General features: G+C 70.8%; 13 protein-coding genes. 4 read left to right on the forward strand and 9 right to left on the reverse strand.

Translation table 11 applies throughout. The features are described from left to right. Positions 1-163: 163 nt before the first annotated feature. Positions 164-3484 (reverse strand): S8 family serine peptidase, encoded by a 3321-nt coding sequence (locus tag ACFVH5_RS31990; RefSeq protein ID WP_385837206.1) that lies wholly within the window; start codon positions 3482-3484, stop codon positions 164-166. 231 nt (positions 3485-3715) lie between these two features. Between ACFVH5_RS31990 and ACFVH5_RS31995 the strand changes: the two genes are divergently transcribed. From ACFVH5_RS31995 to ACFVH5_RS32005, 3 genes are all read left to right on the forward strand, one after another. Next, entirely contained in the window at positions 3716-4186 is a 471-nt protein-coding gene (locus ACFVH5_RS31995; protein WP_384813843.1) for an NUDIX hydrolase, read from the forward strand. Positions 4187-4458: 272 nt separating this feature from the next. Continuing rightward, positions 4459-6216: a TIGR03767 family metallophosphoesterase gene (locus tag ACFVH5_RS32000; RefSeq protein ID WP_385837207.1), complete on the forward strand. Its 1758-nt coding sequence runs from the start codon at positions 4459-4461 to the stop codon at positions 6214-6216. A 320-nt stretch (positions 6217-6536) separates the two neighbouring features. Further along, entirely contained in the window at positions 6537-7697 is a 1161-nt protein-coding gene (locus ACFVH5_RS32005; protein ID WP_385837208.1) for a serine hydrolase domain-containing protein, read from the forward strand. Positions 7698-7764: 67 nt separating this feature from the next. Here the strand turns inward: ACFVH5_RS32005 and ACFVH5_RS32010 are convergent, their stop codons facing one another. Both ACFVH5_RS32010 and pepN read right to left on the reverse strand, forming a co-directional pair. Next, a complete protein-coding gene (locus ACFVH5_RS32010; RefSeq protein ID WP_385837209.1) occupies positions 7765-8826 on the reverse strand; it encodes a hypothetical protein in 1062 nt (353 codons plus the stop codon). A gap of 317 nt (positions 8827-9143) precedes the next feature. Then, positions 9144-11747: an aminopeptidase N gene (pepN, locus tag ACFVH5_RS32015; protein ID WP_385837210.1), complete on the reverse strand. Its 2604-nt coding sequence runs from the start codon at positions 11745-11747 to the stop codon at positions 9144-9146. 176 nt (positions 11748-11923) lie between these two features. Between pepN and ACFVH5_RS32020 the strand changes: the two genes are divergently transcribed. Continuing rightward, positions 11924-12580: a DsbA family protein gene (locus tag ACFVH5_RS32020; protein ID WP_385837211.1), complete on the forward strand. Its 657-nt coding sequence runs from the start codon at positions 11924-11926 to the stop codon at positions 12578-12580. Positions 12581-12601: 21 nt separating this feature from the next. Here the strand turns inward: ACFVH5_RS32020 and ACFVH5_RS32025 are convergent, their stop codons facing one another. The 6 genes from ACFVH5_RS32025 to ACFVH5_RS32050 all read right to left on the reverse strand — a co-directional run bounded on the left by ACFVH5_RS32025 (position 12602) and on the right by ACFVH5_RS32050 (position 18586). After that, the gene (locus ACFVH5_RS32025; protein WP_385837212.1) at positions 12602-12823 is read right to left on the reverse strand and encodes a hypothetical protein; all 222 of its coding nucleotides are present in this window, start codon (positions 12821-12823) and stop codon (positions 12602-12604) included. 203 nt (positions 12824-13026) lie between these two features. Continuing rightward, a complete protein-coding gene (locus ACFVH5_RS32030; protein WP_385837213.1) occupies positions 13027-14445 on the reverse strand; it encodes an amino acid permease in 1419 nt (472 codons plus the stop codon). Between the two features lie 128 nt (positions 14446-14573). Next, positions 14574-15470 (reverse strand): TauD/TfdA dioxygenase family protein, encoded by an 897-nt coding sequence (locus tag ACFVH5_RS32035; RefSeq protein ID WP_385837214.1) that lies wholly within the window; start codon positions 15468-15470, stop codon positions 14574-14576. 19 nt (positions 15471-15489) lie between these two features. Continuing rightward, positions 15490-16848: an LLM class flavin-dependent oxidoreductase gene (locus ACFVH5_RS32040; protein WP_385837215.1), complete on the reverse strand. Its 1359-nt coding sequence runs from the start codon at positions 16846-16848 to the stop codon at positions 15490-15492. After that, the gene (locus ACFVH5_RS32045) at positions 16845-17669 is read right to left on the reverse strand and encodes an ABC transporter ATP-binding protein (protein WP_385837216.1); all 825 of its coding nucleotides are present in this window, start codon (positions 17667-17669) and stop codon (positions 16845-16847) included. Before ACFVH5_RS32045 ends, ACFVH5_RS32040 begins: the two co-directional genes overlap by 4 nt. After that, on the reverse strand, positions 17645-18586 hold the full coding sequence (locus ACFVH5_RS32050; protein ID WP_385837218.1) for an ABC transporter permease: 942 nt from the start codon (positions 18584-18586) through the stop codon (positions 17645-17647). Before ACFVH5_RS32050 ends, ACFVH5_RS32045 begins: the two co-directional genes overlap by 25 nt.

The following is an 18586-nucleotide window of genomic DNA, read 5'->3' on the forward strand; positions in this document are numbered from 1 at the left end:
CGAGCCCCTGGCGGCCGGGCGCGGCTGGTAGGCGCGGGGCCGGTGATGGGCCGGGGCCGGCGGGGGGGCCGCGCGGCCGCGGGCTACGGGGTTGGGGGGGCCCCCGGTGGAACCGGACGCCCGCCCTCTGTGTCAGTGCCTGTGTGTCAGTGCCTGCCGGACGCTACGGCGTGACCTTCTCGATCAGGACGCTGCCCGTTCCGGCCGCGGTGCCCCGCGCGTTCACGAGCTGCACCCGCCCGAAGAACGTACGGCCGGCCGGCGGCGCCGCGTTCGCGACGACCTGCGCGGTGACCGACGTCGAGGCGCCGGTGGCGAGCTTCACTGGCGTCGCGGCGACCTCCACCTGTCCGAGCGAGGGCGCGAAGTACACGTCCAGGTAGTCGTACGCGGTGGTGCCCGCCGGGACCGAGTAGCCGTCGACCAGCACGGTGTACGTACCGGCCGCGGGCGACGGGACGGAGACGGCCTCCTCGGAGTCGCCGTCCGCGGACGAGCCGACCAGGGTGCCCTGCGCGTCGTAGACGGACAGGTCGAGGTCGGCGGCGGCGTCGGAGACGTTGCCGATGCTCACGTCGAGCGACTCGGCGCCCGCGGGCACGTCCACCGTGACGGTGTCCGTGGCGCCCTGGGCGATGGTCGGCCGCGTGCTCTTCGAGGAGCCGAGCGGACCGCCCTTGAGCGAACCGTCGACCGCGGCGAGCTTGTTCGTCACCTTCCACGAGGCCGGGGTCGGCGTACCGACCTTGGCGTCCGGGACGGTCACGACGGCCGGGTCGAACTCGGCGCCCAGCACCTCGACGTTCAGCTTGTACGGGTTGTCGAGCAGCGGCGACGTACGGCGCGACTCGACCTCGATCTCCCAGACGCCCGGCTGCGGGTCGCTGTAGGACCGCAGGTCGGGGCGGCAGCCGTTGCCGTCGAGGTAGTTGTTGTAGCAGAACGGCGTCGACGTGTTGTCGATCGGGACGCCGTACGGGTGGATGGCGATGAACCGGGTCTGGCTCCCGGTCTTCAGCCCGCCGATCGCGACCTCAAGGTTCTTGGCGCCCTCGGGGACGGTCACGAAGTACGACGTGGTGGAGTTGCGCTGGACCTTGCCGGACGCCGCGTAGGCGTACTTCTGCGAGGCGGACAGCGGGGCGGCGACCACGACGGTGGTGAGGATCTGCTTGTCGACGCCCTCGGTGCGCGGGTCGTCGACCTCCAGGATCGCGCTGCTCAGCCCGGAGTTCTCCGGCCTGGCCTCGATCTTCACCGTCACCGGCTTGTTCAGCGGCAGCGAGATCTCGTCCTTGCCGACGATCCGGAACGTGTGGTCCCGGTTGTTCTCCAGGTTCAGCTCGTGCCGGACGGCACGGTCCGCGCCGGTCGTACGGGTCACGGTGACGTCGTACGTCTTCTTCTGGCCGGCCTTGAGACCGCCCTCGCGGTCGTAGAGGCCGGTGCCGAAGCCCGGGGTCTTGAGCGCGAAGTCGATCGCGGTGTCGACCGGGGCCTTGACGCTGTACTCGTGGGCGGTGGCGCCGTCACGGATCGAGTCCCAGGCGTCCGGGATGTTGATGAGGCCCGCGCCCTCCGCGTACGCCTGCGTGCCGCTGATGTGGTCGGCGGTCGAGGTCAGCGCGGTGCGCAGCTTCGCGGGCGTCAGATCGATGCGCTTCTGCTTCGCGGCGCTGAGCAGCAGCGCGGACGCGCCCGCGGCCTGCGGGGACGCCATCGAGGTGCCCTGGAGCATCGAGTAGCCGGGCGGCAGGGAGTAGCCCGCCTCGGCGACCGGGCCGCCGGGGAACCAGGTCTGCGTGGTGTTGATGGAGGCACCGGGCGCGGTCAGCGTCGGTGTGAAGCCGCCGTCCTCACGCGGGCCGCGCGAGGAGAAGGGCAGCATCGCGTACTTCTTCTCGACGGCCGAGCCGTAGTTGGACGCCCAGGTCTGCTTGGAGATGGACGCGCCGACCGAGATGACCTTGTCGGCCAGGCCGGGGTCGCCGATCGTGTTGGCGCCGGGTCCGGAGTTGCCGGCCGAGATGACCAGCTGGACGCCGTAGGTGTCGATGAGACGCGTGTAGAGCTCGGCGCGCGCGTTGTTGCCGTCGTTGAGCGCGGGCAGGCCGCCGATCGACATGTTCACGATGTCGACGCCGCGGTTGGCGACGAGGTCGATCATGCCCTCGGTGAGCGCGACGTTCGTGCAGCCGCCGCTCCAGGTGCAGGCGCGCGAGGAGACGAGCTTGGCGCCGGGCGCCGCGCCGTTCATCCTGCCGCCGAACAGCTTGTTGGCGGCGGTGATGCCGGCGACGTGCGTGCCGTGCTCGGACTCGATGATGCCGATGTTGACGAAGTCGGACTTCTTGCCCACCCAGTCACCGCCCAGCGGGTCCATCGGGACGTCCTTGCGGATCTCCACGACGAACGGCACGCGCTCGGCGATCTCGGTGGCCGGGTCGTCGGTACCGAAGTAGCCGATCTGGTAGCCGTCCTTGTACGGCTTCATCGGCGCGTCGTCCGTGAAGTCGTTGTTGTCGTTCAGGTCGACGCGGACCGTTCCCGCGGCGGCGTCGTAGAGCACGCCCCAGCTGTCGGTCGTGTCGCCGTCGCGGTTCAGGTCGCCGTTCGCGTCGCCGCCGACGGAGGCGGACTCACGGAAGCGGCTGACCGCGTAGTTCCCGGCGGGTGCCTTCCAGCTCTCGCCGTCGTAGGTGAAGACCGGGCCCGAGCGGGCGTTGACCATCGCGCGCCAGGTCGCGTCGCCGTCGACCAGCGGGTCGGTCGCCGTCACCCAGTCGACGATCTTGCGCTCGCCGGTCGTCGTCCTCTGCAGCGCCGGGTGCGCCACGTCGACACCGGAGTCGAGGATGCCGATGGTGATACCGCGGCCGTCCGCCTTCGGGTTCTTCTTCACGAAGTCGACGGCACCCGTCTCGAAGGACGGGTTGTACGGGTTCACGGCGGGGGTGTTCTTGCCCGGCGCCGGGTACGCGGCGGCCGTGGCGCCCTTCTTGGCACCCTTGGCCGTGTCCGCGGACGGGGTCGGGTCGTCCAGCACGATCTCCTGGCGCAGGTCGATGCCGTGCACGGAGGAGAGCTTGGAGGCCGCCGCGATGGCCGACTCGGCCTTGGCGGTCGGGACGGTCGCGCGGACGTAGCCGAGCTTGTCGTAGGTGCGGCCGACCGAGCCGCCCTTCACCGCGTCGAGCTGCCCTGCGACCTGTTCGGTCTGCCCCGGCGCGGTGGCGATCATCATCGTGACGTTCTTGTCGCCGGACGCCTGCGCCTGCGCGAGGAGGTCGGCGTCGGCCGAACCGAGCTTGCCTTTCGCGGACTTGACCGGCGTGTCGGCGGGGGTGGTACCCGGGCCGTCCGCGGAGAAGGCCATGGGTATCGGCCCGACCGAGGAGAGGGCGGCCACGAGGCCGGCGGCGACGGCTATGCGTGCCGCGCGTCTCGCCCCGCTGATCGGAGCGCGCTGAGAGTGGAGGGTCATCAGCATCCTTGTGAGTAAAGGAAAAGTCCGTTCACGATCGGATCGACGTCGGACCGATCGCGTCAGTCCGGAATGTGAACCCGGATGACCGCTCAGCTTTACGTAAGAAACGGAAGTTTGGGGAGAGCTGACCGTGACGTGAACTGTTCATGGCGTAATTCCGCCATACGTCATGGAGCCGATCTCCGGCCAAACCGGGACGTGCGGATGCCCCTGTCGTAACGTCTGCCCATGCGCAAGGAGTTGAGGGTGGCGGCCTACGCCGTGTGCGTGCGTGACGGGCGGATGCTCCTCGCACGCTGGGTGGCACGCGACGGCAGCAGACGCTGGACCCTGCCCGGCGGCGGCATGGACCACGGCGAGGACCCGTACGACACCGTGATCCGCGAGGCCGAGGAGGAGACCGGGTACACCGTCGAGCCGCTCACCCTGCTCGGCGTCGACTCGATCCTGCGCACCTATCCGCGCCGCGTCGGCGCCGCCGACTTCCAGGGCCTGCGGATCGTCTACGAGGCCCGGGTGACCGGCGGCGAACTGCGCCACGAGGCCGACGGCTCGACCGACATGGCGGCCTGGCACCCCCTCGACGAGGTGCCCGCGCTGGAACGCGTGGGACTGGTCGACGTGGGACTCGCACTGTGGCGGGAGCGCCCCGGACCCGGCCGGGTGACAGGCATCCCGGAACATCCCGCCGACACCTGAGCCCGGCCGCCGAACCGACCGCGAAACGGGCGGCGGAACCCACCCCTACCCCGCCAGATGAACGTGGAGTGACCGGCTCGCCTCCGTTCGAGGAGGGCTCGGTGGACGCGGAGGGTAGTCCAAGATCGACGTACGGTGATCGGCGCTGCCCGTTGCCGTCCAGTTAACGCGCAGGTCACCCCCGGTGCCAACCATCAAGTACGAGCGGGAAGTTCGCGTCAGTGGACCGACCGCGACCACTGCTGACGCGCCGCACCAGGGGAGACCGCGCCATGTCGCGCATACGCTCTGTCGCCACCGCCGCTCGTGACCGCCGCGCCTTCCTGGCCGCCACCGGGGCGGTGTCCCTCTCCGCGGGCATCGGCTTCGCGCTGCGCCCGGGAACGAGCGAGGCCGCCACCCACACCGCCGCCCCCCAGGGCCAGCCGATCGCCGTCTCCCGCAGGGCGCCGGCCGCACCCCTGGCCCCCTACACCCGGGGCACCACCCTCTCGACCATCGCCACCGCCCGCCCGGGCTCCGGGTACCGGCGGCTCGGCGACGGGCCCGCCTGGTCCCGTGTCGTCCGCGGCGACCTGGCCGCCCCCCAGTCCGGCCGGGCGGGGCGGCGCACCGCCCTCGCCGCGTTCGTGCAGTTCACCGACCTGCACCTGGTCGACGTACAGCACCCGCTGCGGTACGAGTACCTGCGCGCCCAGACCGCCAGCGCCTGGCGTCCGCAGGAGTCCCTGTCGGTGGCCGGCGCGGTCTCGCTCGTCGAGCGGGTCAACGCACTGCGCGGCGCCCCCGTCACCGGCTCGCCCCTGCACTTCGTGATGACCACCGGCGACAACACCGACAACAACGCCAAGACGGAACTGGACTGGTTCCTGAAGGTCATGAGCGGTGGCCGCATCACCCCCAACTCCGGTGACCCGGCCCGCTACGAGGGCGTCCAGAACAGCGACCTCAAGCTGTACTGGCAGCCCGACGCGGCCCTGCGCGACGCCGACAAGCAGCTCGGCTTCCCGCGCATCGAGGGTTTCCTGGCCGCCGCGATCCGCGAGGTGCGCAGCCCCGGCCTCAACCTGCCCTGGTACTCCACGGTCGGCAACCACGACTCGCTGCCCGGCGGCTGCTACGCGCCCGGCGACTCCTTCTTCGCCGAGTTCGCGGTCGGCGGCAGGAAGCTGATGACGCTCGACGAGTCGGAGGGCGTCGCCATCTGGAAGAACGTCAAGAAGGGCGGCGACCCCAAGGGCGCCGGCTTCAAGGCGATGCTCAAGTCCCAGGCACGCAGGATGCGCTCGGTCACCCCGGACGAGGCCCGCGCCCCCTTCACGCCGACCGAGTACCTCCAGGCCCACCTCGACCCGGCGCACGCCGGCACGGGCCCCGTCGGACACGGCTACTCGCAGGCCAACCTCGCCGCGAAGACCCAGTACTACACGTTCCGGATCGCGGACGACGTGCTCGGCATCAGCCTCGACACCACCGACCCGGGCGGCCACTACGAGGGCTCGATCGGCACGACCCAGCTGCGCTGGCTGGAGCGCACGCTGAAGGCGGCGGAGAAGAACAAGGAACACGTCATCGTCTTCAGCCACCACACGAGCAAGTCGATGCGCAACCTCCGCGAGGACCCGGCGCACCCGGGGGAGCGGCGGCACGGCGGCGACGAGGTGCTCTCCGTGCTCGGCGCCCACCGCCCGGTGCTGGCCTGGGTGAACGGCCACAGCCACAAGAACGCCGTCACCCCGCACTCCGGCCCCGACGGCCGCTCGTTCTGGGAGGTCTCCACCGCCTCCCACGTCGACTTCCCGCAGCTCGCCCGGGTGATCGAGATCGCCGACAACCATGACGGCACGATCTCCCTGTTCACCACGCTGATCGAGTCCGCGGCCCCCCACGAGACGGACTTCACGGACCTCTCCCAGACAGGCCTGGCAGCCCTGTACCGAGAGCTCGGTTTCAACGCCCCGGGCGCCCGAACGGACCTGAGCGGGACCCCGGCGGACCGCAACACGGAACTGATCCTGAAGAAGGGTTGAGGCCCCTTCGCTGTCAGGGGCGCAGCCCCCGAGGGGCGCGGGGAACGGCGCAGTCTTCGCCTTTGAGGGGCGCGGGGAATGGCGCAGTCTTGCGCCCTTGAGGGGCGCGGGGAATGGCGCAGTCTTGCGCCCTTGAGGGGCGCGGGGAACTGCGCGACCAGCCCCCACCGGACCCGCACCCGACATACAACCAATCGCCCCCCACCCCCCCCCGCAAACACGGCCGAAACCAGCTCAACCACCCCAGCCGTAGGCAACCTCCACGCCCCACCACCAGGTCACCCCCGTCGACCCACCCGCGACGGAAGGCGTGACCCGACATGACAACACCCCGCACCCTCCGCCTGAGCCTCACAGGCACCACCGCACTGGTCGTGGCCGCCCTGACCGCCCCAGGGGCCCTGGCGGACGCCCCGCCCCGGGCGAGAGATCACGCCGCGACCCAGCGGGCGATGGACGCGGCGGTCAAGGACGGAGTCCCCGGCGTCGCAGCCCAGGCCGCCGAGAACCACACCACCTGGAAGGCCACCGCGGGCGTGGGCGACCTCAAAACGAAGAAGCCCCGCTCGGCGGCGGACCACTACCGCGTAGGCAGCATCACGAAGACCTTCACCTCGACGGTCGTACTCCAGCTGGAAGCAGAGCGTGTGCTCTCGCTGGACGACACCGTCGACAAGTGGCTGCCCGGCGTCGTCCACGGCAACGGCCACGACGGCCGCCACATCACCCTGCGCCAACTCCTCAACCACACGAGCGGCATCTACGACTACACGACCGACGACACCTTCGCCCGCACCTACTTCCTGAAGGACGGCTTCTTCGAGCACCGCTTCGACAGGCTGCCGCCCCGCGACCTCGTGCGGATCGCGACGTCCCACGCGCCGGACTTCGCGCCGGGCACCTCGTGGAACTACTCCAACACCAACTACGTCCTGGCCGGCATGGTGATCGAGAAGGCCACGGGCCACACGTACGGCGACGAGATCCGGCAGCGGATCATCCAGCCGCTCGGCCTGAACGCCACCCTCGTCCCGGGCACGTACCCGAAGGTGCCGAAGCCCAGCAGCCGGGCGTACGGAAAGCTCGCCGAGACGGCCACCGGCCCCACCTACGACGTCACGGAACTCAACCCGGGCCTCGCCTCCGCTGCGGGCGAGATGATCTCCGACCCGGGTGACCTCAACCGCTTCTACTCGGCGCTGCTGCGCGGCCGGCTCCTGCCGAAGAAGCAGCTCGCCGAGATGAAGACCACCGTCAAGGTCGGGGAGATCCCGAACGCCGGTTACGGCCTCGGCCTCATCGAGCGCGAGCTGAGCTGCGGTGTCGTCGTCTGGGGCCACGGCGGAGGCATCCACGGCTCCACCTCGGAGGCGGTGACGACGGCGGACGGCCGCCACTCGCTCGCCTTCAACTTCAACGGCGACTGGTCGGGAGACACGGACGCGGTGATCGAGGCGGAGTACTGCCCGAAGCCGAAGTAGCGGGCAGGACAGGAGGAGGGGCCACCGGCCACCCGGCAGCCCCTCCGGTCCCTGCCCCTCTCTCCCCCTACCGGGGCAGCACCACCACATAGGCCGCCGGATCGCGGTCCCCCGACGCCATCAGAGCCGTACGGACGACCGTCGCCTGCTGCTCCATCGAGTCCCGCAGCTTCTTCGGCGTGACGTGGACGACCGTGATGCCGAGACGCTCCAGGTGCTCGCGCTTGCGGGCGTACTCGGACCACATCGCGTCGTCGTCGTGGCGCGGGGCCCGGGTGTCGAGTTCGAGGGCGACGGCGTGGTCGGGCCAGTACGCGTCGAGGCCGCCGAGGAGCGGGCCGCCGGGCAGCCGGAGGTCCACGTTCCAGACCGGGTCGGGCAGCCCATGTTCCGTGACCAGGCGGTAGAGCCGGTCCTCGGCGATGGCCCGGCCCTCGGCGAGGAGGGAGTCGACGGCGTCCACCACATGCGGCCGGCTCAGCAACCGGGCCTGGGTCAACTCCCGTACGAACGCGGCGGGTTCGCAGTGTCCGCCGCGTACCGCCTCGGTGAGCAGCCGGCGTACGACCCCCGCGTCCGTGATGTCGGCGACCGCGTCGGCCAGCGCACGCGGCACGGGCGCCACGGGGATACCGCCGAGCTGTACGGGTTCCGGCATGCCCGGTGTACGGACGATACGGACGCAGCCCGTCGAACGCAGTCGGCGCAGCCGCGGGACGAGGACGTCGACGCGGTCCAGGGAGAGCAGCGCGGGAGCGGCGGCGAAGCGGTGCAGGGCGAGTGCGGCGAGGCCGGTGATCATGGCGTCGGCGTACTCCTGCGGGGCGTGCGGTTCGGGGGCGCCGGGCCGGGCGATGCCGGGCTGGGCGGGGACGGCCGGTTCCGCGGCGGGGCAGCGGGCCGCGTACATGAGGACCGCGTGCAGCCGCTCCTCGCTGGTGGCGGGCCCCGGGCGGAGCAGGTGGACCCCGGGCAGGAGCTGCTGCCAGGAACCGCCCGGCCGGCACTGCGCGTTGATGTCGGCGGTGCTCACGCCCCGCGATCGCAGCTGCGCGGTGGTCATGACGCGCTGCTGGACGTCGGACAGGTGGCGGAGGGGCCGGGGGGAGAGCGGGGTGTTGTGGTTCATGACCTCGAATCTGCCGCGCCTGATCCGCTGCCTAACCGCTGTTACAAGCCCGTCGTCAAAACCGGACAACCCCGCCCTAAAGTCCACCCGCCAAACTGCCGAAACCCCCTGGTCCAGAAGGGGGTCACGGCACCGATTACCCAAATTCCGTAACTGTTATGGACGCCCGACAAGTCAACCCTCAGTGTGCTGTCCCCCGTTAGGGGAGCCCCTTCAGGGGCGCGGGGAACGGCGCAATCTTTTGTCGTGAGGGGACGCAGCCCCCAAGGGGCGCGGGGAACGGCGCGACCAGCCCCCACGCACCCGCACCCGACGACTCACCCCGCGGCAGCCCCATCACAAGCCTGCCCCCGCAACGCACGCCCCAGATCGTCCCGAGCCTCAAGCACCAACCGCCGAAGCGCAGGCGCAGCCTCCCCATGGGAGGCAAGCCACGCATCGGCAGCCGCCAAGGTCTCGGCAGAGTCCTGCAGCGAGGGGAACAACCCCCGCACCACATCCATCCCGATCTGGATCGACCGCTCCGCCCACACCCGCTCGATCACATCGAAGTACTTCGACGCGTAGGAAGCGGTCAGCTCCCGGTGGGACGCCTGCGCGAACCCCCCGATCGTCGCCTCCACCAGCGCGTTGGACAGCGAGTCCGACTCCACCACGGCGGCCCACGCCTGCGCCTTGACCGCCGCGGACGGCCGGGCGGCCAGGCACCGCACCTGATGCCGCTTGCCGGACGCGGTGTCGTCGCGGGCCAGCTCCGCGGCGAGCACGGACTCGTCCGCGACCCCGTGCGCGGCGAGCGGTTCCAGGAACGCCCACCGCAGCTCCTGGTCCACCTCAAGCCCGTCGATCTTCGCCGTCCCGTCCAACAGCTCCCGCAGCAGCCGCAGATCGTCCTCGCCGGAGGCGACCGCCGCGAGGAACCGCGCCCACGTCAGCTGGTGCTGGCTGCCGGGCCCGGCGGCCCGCAGCTCCCGCAGCGCGCCCTCGGCGAGCAGCCGCCCGCCGGTGGCCCGCCATTCGGGTGCCACGTAGAAGGTGAGCGCGGAGTTCGCCCACGCGTGGAGCGTCTGGAGCACACCGATGTCCGACTCGCGGCCCGCGAAGCGCAGCACGAGGTCGACGAAGTCCCGCGCGGGCATGAGCGCGTCACGGGTCAGGTTCCACAGCGCCGACCAGCACAGGGCGCGGGCGAGCGGGTCGGTGAGGTCACCGAGGTGGGCCCGCAGGGTGTCCAGCGACCCCTCGTCGAAGCGGATCTTGCAGTACGTGAGGTCGTCGTCGTTGACGAGGACCAGTTCGGGGGCGTCGGCCCCGGCCAGCTCACCGACGACCGTGCGCGGCCCGTCGACGTCGACCTCGGCGCGCGCGTACCGCACGAGCGAACCGCCGCCCGAGCCGTCGCCCGACCCGGCCGCGCCCTCCCGCCGGTACAGGCCCACCGCGACCCGGTGCGGCCGCAGTTCGGGATGCGACTCGGCGGCCTCCTGGAGGACGGTCAGCTCACCGACCCGGCCGTCCGCGTCGAGGAGCACTTGCGGGGTGAGGGAGTTGACGCCGGCGGTCTGCAGCCAGGACCGCGACCAGGCCGCCATGTCCCGCCCGCTCGTCTCCTCCAGGACCGACAGCAGGTCACCGAGGCGCGTGTTCCCGTACGCGTGCCGCTTGAAGTAGCGGCGGGCGCCCTCCAGGAACGCGTCCCGTCCGGCGTAGGCGACCAGCTGCTTGAGGACGGACGCGCCCTTGGCGTACGTGATCCCGTCGAAGTTGAGCTTGGCGTCCTCCAGGTCGCGGATGTCGGCCGTGACCGGGTGGGTGGAGGGCAGCTGGTCGGCGCGGTACGCCCACGCCTTGCGGTTGTTGGCGAAGGTGACCCAGCCGTTGGTGAAGCGGGTCGCCTCGACCATCGAGAACGTGCCCATGAAGTCCGCGAAGGACTCCTTGAGCCACAGGTCGTCCCACCACACCATGGTCACCAGGTCGCCGAACCACATGTGGGCCATCTCGTGCAGGATCACGTTCGCCCGGCGCTCGTACGACGCCTGCGTCACGTTGCCGCGGAAGATGAACTCCTCGCGGAAGGTCACACAGCCCGGGTTCTCCATCGCGCCGAGGTTGTACTCGGGCACGAACGCCTGGTCGTACTTCCCGAACGGGTACGGGTAGTCGAAGTGGTCGTGGAAGAAGTCGAGGCCCTGCTTGGTGATCAGGAAGACGTCATCGGCGTCGAAATGCCTGGCCAGGCCCTTGCGGCAGAGCGCGCCGAGCGGGATCTCCAGCCGCGTCCCGTCGTCGAGGACCCGCTCGTACGAGTCGGTCACATAGTGGTACGGACCGGCGACGAAGGCCGTGATGTACGTCGAGATGGGCTTGGTGCCGGCGAACTTCCACACCCCGTCGGCCAGTTCACCGACGCCGTTGCTCCACACCACCCAGTCCTCGGGGGCCCGCACCTCGAAGCGGAAGGGCGCCTTGAGGTCGGGCTGCTCGAAGTTGGCGAAGACGCGGCGCGAGTCGGCCGGCTCGTACTGCGTGTAGAGATAGACCTCGCCGTCCTCGGGGTCGACGAATCGGTGCATGCCCTCGCCCGTGCGGCTGTACGCGCACTGGGCGTCGACCACCAGTTCGTTGTCCTCGGCCAGGTCCTCCAGGAGGATGCGCGAACCGTCGAAGACCGCGCCCGGGTCGAGGTCCCTGCCGTTCAGCGAGACGGCCGTGACGCGCGGCGCGATCAGGTCCGCGAAGCTCGTGGCGCCCGGCTCCGCGCTGCGGAACCGGATGGTCGTCACCGACCGGAACGTACGCGGCTCGGTGTCGGTCCCGCCCACCGCGGAGCGCAGGTCCAGGGACACCTCGTACTCCTCGACGGACAGCAGTGCTGCCCGCTCGCGGGCCTCGTCGCGGGACAGATTCTCACCGGGCACGGGCGGCACTCCCTCGTGGCGTCATGGGTACGTGATGGATGCGCGTGAACAGGACCGATCCTCCCATGTGCACCTGACACCGGGCACCCGGGAATGGCACGAGCGACCGATCGCGTTGAACATGAGCCTGGTGTCACAGAGTGCCGGGCGCCGGTGTCCACCCAACGAGGAGAAGCATGTCTGAGCAGACTTCCGCCAAGACTCCGGTCGACTTCTGGTTCGACCCGCTGTGCCCGTGGGCGTGGATGACCTCGCGCTGGGTCCTGGAGGTGGAGAAGGTCCGGGACATCGAGGTCCGCTGGCACATCATGAGCCTGGCGGTGCTGAACGAGCCGAGGCTCGACGAGCTGAACGACCACTACCGCGAGATGATGACCACCACCGCGTGGGAGGCCGTCCGCGTGGTGACCGCGGCCTGGCAGAAGCACGGCGCCGACGTCCTCGGCCCGCTCTACACCGCGCTCGGCAACCGCATCCACAACGGCGGCCAGGGCCCGACGCGGGAAGCGATCGCCGGTGCGCTCGACGAGGTGGGCCTCCCCGCCGACCTGATCGACTACGCGGACCAGAAGGACTTCGAGTTCGACGCCGAGCTGCGCGCCTCCCACAAGGAGGGCATCGACAAGGTCGGCCAGGACGTCGGCACGCCCGTCATCGCGGTCCCCGGCGCCGACGGCGAGCAGATCGCCTTCTTCGGCCCGGTCGTCACCCCGGCCCCCAAGGGCGAGGACGCCGCGAAGCTGTGGGACGGCACGCTGCTCGTCGCCTCGGTGCAGGGTTTCTACGAGCTGAAGCGCACGCGCACGCAGGGCCCGGACTTCAGCAACCTGTAGTCCTCCGCCGGCCGGTGGGCGTCATTCCGGCTCGGGCAGGCGCAGGGGCTTCCTGAAGGGCTTCTCGACGTAGTACTTACGAAGGTTGCGGCACTGCTTGGTCCCGTCGCCCAGCGGGGCCAGGCACACCACGAACTCGTCCACGTTCTTCAGATCCAGTTCCTTCTTGAGCCAGGCCGCTTCCTTGGGCTCCAGGAAGCGGTGCTCCTCCTCAAGGCTCCGGCAGGTGCTGCAGCTCCTCATCGGCATCCCGTAACCATCACCCGGAGTCCTCCGTACCGGAAGCCCTTCGAACCGGAAGGCCCCCGCGAGTCACGTCCTCGCGGGGGCCTTCCTTTCATCCACCCGCCCGCGTGAAAGGTGAGAAGACGATCACGAGGTCGGGCTCTTGTTGCAAGTCTCTTGCAAATACGGTCCAGCGGCAAGAGGGGTGAGGGGTGTGTTCGTCAAACCCCGGCGCGTGCCGTCCGCACCCGCTGCCGGGCGTAGCCGACCGCCGCCAGGAACAGCGTCATCCCGCCCGTCGCGTACAGCTGCACCCGCGTGTCCGGCTCCCGTGCCATCAGGACGAAGATCGCCAGCATGCCCGCCAGTGCCACCCACGTCAGCACCGGGAACGCCCACATCCGTACGGCGAGCCGGTCCGGTGCCTCCCGCTCCAGCTGCCGCCGCAACCGCAGCTGCGAGACCGCGATGAAGATCCAGACGACCAGGATCACCGCGCCGATCATGTTCAGCAGCCAGGGGAAGACGTCCTCGGGCCGCCAGTAGCTGAGCAGCACGCAGCCGAAGCCGAACACCGAGGAGGCGAGCACGGCGATCCGCGGCACCCCGCCGGAGACCCGCCCGAGCGCCCGCGGCCCCTGACCCCGCTCCACCAGCGAGTACGCGATGCGCGAGGCCCCGTACACATTGGCGTTCATCGCGCTCAGCAGGGCGACGAGGACGACGACGTTCATGAGCGGCCCGGCTCCCGGGATGCCCAGGTGGTCGAGGGTGGCGACGTACGGGCCCTTCTCGACGACGGCCTCGGAGTTCCAGGGGACGAGCGTCACGATGACGGCCATCGAGCCGATGTAGAAGAGCGCGATGCGCCACATCGCCGTGCGTACGGCGCTCGCGACGCCCCGGACCGGGTCCTGCGACTCGGCCGCGGCGATCGTCACCGTCTCCAGGCCGCCGTACGCGAAGACCGAGGCGAGCAGGCCGATGACGAGGCCCTCGCCGCCGTTCGGCAGGAAGCCGCCCTCGCCGGTGAGGTGGGTCAGGCCGGGGGAGTCCGTGCCGGGCAGAACTCCGGTGATCGCCAGGACGCCGAGGATCAGGAACAGGGCGATCGCGCCCACCTTCAGCGCGGCGAACCAGAACTCGAACTCGCCGAAGTTCCTGACGGCGGCGAGGTTCGCGGCGCAGAAGACGACCATGAACAGGGCCACCCACGCCCACTCCGGCGTACCGGGCAGCCAGCCCGTCATGATCTTCGCGGCGGCGATGCCCTCCAGGCCGACGGCCGTGCACAGCAGCACCCAGAACGCCCAGCCCGCGGTGAACCCCGCCCACGGCCCGACGGCCCGCTCGGCGTGCGCGGAGAAGGAGCCTGACGACGGATACGCGGCCGACATCTCGCCCAGCATGCGCATCACCAGCATGACGAGGAGACCGGAGACGGCGTACGCGACGACGATCGACGGGCCCGCGGCGGCGATACCCGCGCCGGAGCCGACGAACAGACCCGCGCCGATCACCCCGCCGAGGGCGATCATCGACAGATGACGCTGCTTGAGGCCGTGCGTGAGCGAAGCGTCGGGGGCGGTGCCGGACGGACCGGGCCCGCCGCCCTGAGCGTTTTGAGTGGTACGGGACATGAGTGGGGGTGGTCCCTTGCGTGCGACTGCGACCGGGCAAAAACGCCCACAGTCTGGGCGGCCCCTCCGCTCGCGCGAAGGAGCCGTCCACTATCCGGACACGCCCGCCACCAGGGGTGATGTCCCGACTACGCGGCGACCGGGGTGTAGTGCGAGGCGTCGCCCGCGATCGAGTGGCTCTCCTTGCCCTCGATGCCGACCGGCACGTCACCGGCGACCGTCACCCAGTTCAGGCGGCGCGGCAGACCGTCGTAGTTGTCGATGGCGTAGTGCTGGGTGATCCGGTTGTCGAACAGGACCAGCTGGTTCGGCGACCAGCGGTGGCGCAGGATGTTCTCGGGCCGTACGACATAGGCCTGGAGCAGGTCGAGGATCTTGCGGGACTCGCCCACCGACAGTCCCACGATCCGCTGGGCGAAGCCGCCGATGAACAGCCCGCGCTCACCGGTCAGCGGGTGGACCCGGACCACGGGGTGGGCGGTGCGGAACCGGATGGACGTGAACTGGGCCCGCTGGGCGGCGTGCGCCGCGTCGATCTCCTCGTCCGGCACCGCGTAGTCGTAGTCGTTCGTGTGCTCGGCCCACAGGGTGTCCGCGAGGCGGCGCAGCGGCTCGGGCAGATCACGGTAGGCGGCGGCCGAACTGGCGATCAGCGTCTCGCCCCCGTACGGCGGGAGCGTGATGCTGCGCAGGGTGCTGGCCTGCGGCGGATTGAGGACGAACGTGACGTCGGTGTGCCAGTGGTTGGCGGCCCGGCCGCGCTCGCTGTCGACGGGCAGCACGTTCGGGGCGCCCTGCACGGCGGGCACGGTCGGATGGGCGGTGGTGAGGTCGCCGAAGTGCCGGGCGAAGGCCTGCTGGCCCTCGTCGTCCAGGTCGACGTCGTCGAAGACCAGCGCCTTGTGCTCGTCGAGTGCGCCGCGCAGGACGGTGACGGTCTCCTCGTCGAGGGGCTTGGCGATGTCGACGCCGGATATCCGCGCGCCGATCCTCGCGGTGACCTTCTGGATCTCGATGTCGGGCATGGAGGGTCCTCTCGGGTGTTCAGACGCGGGCCGGCACCGGGGAGCCGGATGCAGGGGAGACGTGCTGGTTGGCGGGTCGGGGGAGGCCGTATCTCCCGCGCAGCGTCCGGCGCGGGCCGTACTCCTCGCGCAGCAGGCCGCGGGCGCGCAGGAGCGGGACGACATGGTCGACGAACGCTTCGAGGCCGGACGGCAGGACCGCGGGCATGATGTTGAAGCCGTCGGCGGCGCCGAGCGTGAACCACTCCTCGACGGCGTCGGCGACCTGCTCGGGCGTCCCGGTGAAGGTGAGGTGTCCGCGCCCGCCGCCGAGCCGGCCGATCAGCTGCCGCACGGTGAGGCGCTCGCGCCGGGCGAGTTCCACGACGAGCGTGTAGCGGCTCCTCGCCCCCTCGATGGAACTCTCGGGCGGCAGGTCGGCAGGGAGCCGGCCGTCCAACTCCAGTGTTCCGGGCGGCAGTTGCAACAGGCCCTCCAGCCGGTCCACACCGTGCGTGTACACGATGTGGTCCTCCAGCACCTGCTCGTTCGCGCGCGCCTCCGCCTCCGTGGAGCCGATCACCGGGACGATGCCGGGCAGCACCTTGATGTGGTCGGGGTCGCGGCCGGCCGCCGCCGTGCGGGACTTGAGGTCGGCGTAGAAGTCCTGCGCGTCCTCCAGGGTCTGCTGCGCGGTGAACACCGCCTCCGCGTACCGGGCCGCGAAGGCCCTGCCGTCCTTCGACGAGCCGGCCTGGACCAGCAGCGGATAACCCTGCGGGGAGCGCGGCACGTTGAGGGCGCCCTCGACGCCGAAGTACTTCCCCCGGTGCCGGGGCGGATGGATCTTCGAGTCGTCGCCCCAGACACCGGCCGCCTTGTCGGCGACGATCGCGTCGTCCTCCCAGCTGTCCCAGAGCTTGAGCGCCACATCGAGGAACTCGGCGGCACGGGCGTACCGCTCGGCGTGCGCGGGCTCCGCGTCCAGGCCGAAGTTGCGGGCGGCCTCGGCACCGGCCGTCGTGACGATGTTCCAGCCCGCCCGGCCCCCGCTGATGATGTCCAGCGAGGCGAACTTGCGGGCCAGGTTGTAGGGCGAGTTGTACGACGTGGAGGCGGTGGCGATCAGACCGATGTGCTCGGTGGCCGTCGCCAGCGCGGTGAGCAGGGTGAGCGGTTCCAGGGCGCCGGCCGGCCGCTGCGCGAGATTGCTCCACAGCTGCGGCCCGTCGGCGAGGAAGAGCGAGTCGAAGGTGCCGCGCTCGGCGGTACGCGCCAGCCGGACGTAGTGGTCCAGCTCCACATGGGCGTACGGATCGCTCTCCGGGAGCCGCCAGGAGGCCTCGTGGTGGCCGGTGTTCATGAGGAAGGCATTGAGGTGCAGCCGACGCCGGGTCACTGGTGGGTCTCCTGTTTCTCCTTGTGTTCCTGGTTCTTCTGGTTCTCCCGGCCCGCGTGGTCCTCCGTCACGCCGAGCGCGCGGAGCAGCCGCTCGCGGTACTCGCCGAGCAGCGGATCGCGGTACGAGCGCGGATGCGCGCGGTCGATGGTCAGGTCGAGGCCGATGCGGCCCTCGTCGAGGACGAGCACCCGGTCGGCGAGCACGATCGCCTCGTCCACGTCGTGCGTGACGAGCAGCACGGAGGGCCGGTGGCGCTCCCACAGCTCGCGCAGCAGCCCGTGCATCTTGATCCGCGTGAGCGCGTCCAGGGCGCCGAACGGTTCGTCGGCCAGCAGGAGTCCGGGCTCGCGGACCAGGGAGCGGGCCAGGGCGGCACGCTGGGCCTCGCCACCGGACAACTCGTTGGGCCAGGCCCGTTCGCGTCCCGCGAGACCCACCTCGGCGAGCGCGGCGCGGCCCCGCTCCGCCGCCTCCTTGCCGTCGGTGCCGAGCAGGACGTTGTCGAGGACGCGGCGCCAGGGCAGCAGCCGGGAGTCCTGGAAGACGACGGACACCCGGTCCGGGGCGGTCAGTTCACCGCTGCCGGCGACCTCGTGGTCGAGTCCCGCGATGGCGCGCAGCAGGGTGCTCTTGCCGGAGCCGCTGTGCCCGAGCAGGGCCGTGAGCTGCCCGGCCGGCAGGTCCAGGTCCACGTCGTCGAGGACGGTCCGCCCGTCGAAGGAGCGGGTGAGACCCCTGAGCCGGACGGCCGGAGCCGCCGGAGCGGTGGGGGCGGCCGGGGCGGGCCGGGACGTCAGCTGTTCAGTGTGCGTCGCCATGACAGCACCCTCCGTTCGATGAGGCGGACCGCGCTGTCGGAGACCAGGCCGAAGATCCCGTAGATGAGCAGGCCGACGAGGATCACATCCGTCTGGCCGTAGTTCTGGGCCTGGAACATCAGGTAACCGAGGCCGCTGGTGGCGTTGATCTGCTCCAGCACCACCAGCCCGAGCCAGGAGCCGGTGACGCCGAGCCGGAGTCCCACGAAGAACCCGGGCAGCGCGCCGGGAACGACGATCTCCCGGATGAACCGGAGCCTCGACAGCCCCTGCACCTCGGCGAGTTCGACGAACCGGTGGTCGATGCCGGACAGCGCGGAGTACAGGTTCAGATAGATCGGGATGTAGACGACGATGGCGATGATCGCGATCTTGAAGGTCTCGCCGATGCCCAGCCACAGGATGAACAGCGGGATCAGGCCGAGGGTCGGGATCGCCCGGTTGAGCTGGACCGTCCCGTCGATCAGCGCCTCGCCGACCCGGCTGAGCCCGGCCGTCAGCGCGAGGACCACCCCGGCGGTCAGCCCGAGGGCGAACCCGGTTCCGGCGCGCTGCAGCGAGGTGAGGATGTCGGTGGAGAGCGTGCCGTCGCTCCACAGCTGACCCGCGGTCTTCAGGACCGTCCAGGGCGCGGGGATCGCGTTGGTGTCCAGCTGCCCGGCGGCGGAGGCGGCGGCCCAGAGCGCGAAGAACAGGACGGGCCCGACGAGGCGGGAGGCGGGCAGCCGCTTGCCGGGGGAGAGGGCGCGGCGCCGCCGGGCGGTCCGCCGTGCGGGGACGGCGGCCTCGGTGCCTCCGGAGACCTCGCCGGCCGCCACGCTCTCGCCGGTCTCGCCACTCTCGCCGCTCTTGGACACGGCGGTCGCGGCGGTCGCGGCGGTCGCGGTGGCCGCGGTGGCCGCGGTGCTGGTGGTCAT

Origin of the sequence: Streptomyces sp. NPDC127119 (genome assembly GCF_042677425.1) — a bacterium.
Classification (GTDB): Bacteria; Actinomycetota; Actinomycetes; order Streptomycetales; family Streptomycetaceae; genus Streptomyces.

What these genes read in the sequence shown, in the direction of transcription:
- ACFVH5_RS31990 (WP_385837206.1), bottom strand. Translation starts at nt 3,484, where the DNA reads ATGACCCTCCACTCTCAGCGCGCTCCGATCAGCGGGGCGAGACGCGCG.
- ACFVH5_RS31995 (WP_384813843.1), top strand. Translation starts at nt 3,716, where the DNA reads ATGCGCAAGGAGTTGAGGGTGGCGGCCTACGCCGTGTGCGTGCGTGAC.
- ACFVH5_RS32000 (WP_385837207.1), top strand. Translation starts at nt 4,459, where the DNA reads ATGTCGCGCATACGCTCTGTCGCCACCGCCGCTCGTGACCGCCGCGCC.
- ACFVH5_RS32005 (WP_385837208.1), top strand. Translation starts at nt 6,537, where the DNA reads ATGACAACACCCCGCACCCTCCGCCTGAGCCTCACAGGCACCACCGCA.
- ACFVH5_RS32010 (WP_385837209.1), bottom strand. Translation starts at nt 8,826, where the DNA reads ATGAACCACAACACCCCGCTCTCCCCCCGGCCCCTCCGCCACCTGTCC.
- ACFVH5_RS32020 (WP_385837211.1), top strand. Translation starts at nt 11,924, where the DNA reads ATGTCTGAGCAGACTTCCGCCAAGACTCCGGTCGACTTCTGGTTCGAC.
- ACFVH5_RS32025 (WP_385837212.1), bottom strand. Translation starts at nt 12,823, where the DNA reads ATGAGGAGCTGCAGCACCTGCCGGAGCCTTGAGGAGGAGCACCGCTTC.
- ACFVH5_RS32030 (WP_385837213.1), bottom strand. Translation starts at nt 14,445, where the DNA reads ATGTCCCGTACCACTCAAAACGCTCAGGGCGGCGGGCCCGGTCCGTCC.
- ACFVH5_RS32035 (WP_385837214.1), bottom strand. Translation starts at nt 15,470, where the DNA reads ATGCCCGACATCGAGATCCAGAAGGTCACCGCGAGGATCGGCGCGCGG.
- ACFVH5_RS32045 (WP_385837216.1), bottom strand. Translation starts at nt 17,669, where the DNA reads ATGGCGACGCACACTGAACAGCTGACGTCCCGGCCCGCCCCGGCCGCC.
- ACFVH5_RS32050 (WP_385837218.1), bottom strand. Translation starts at nt 18,586, where the DNA reads ATGACCACCAGCACCGCGGCCACCGCGGCCACCGCGACCGCCGCGACC.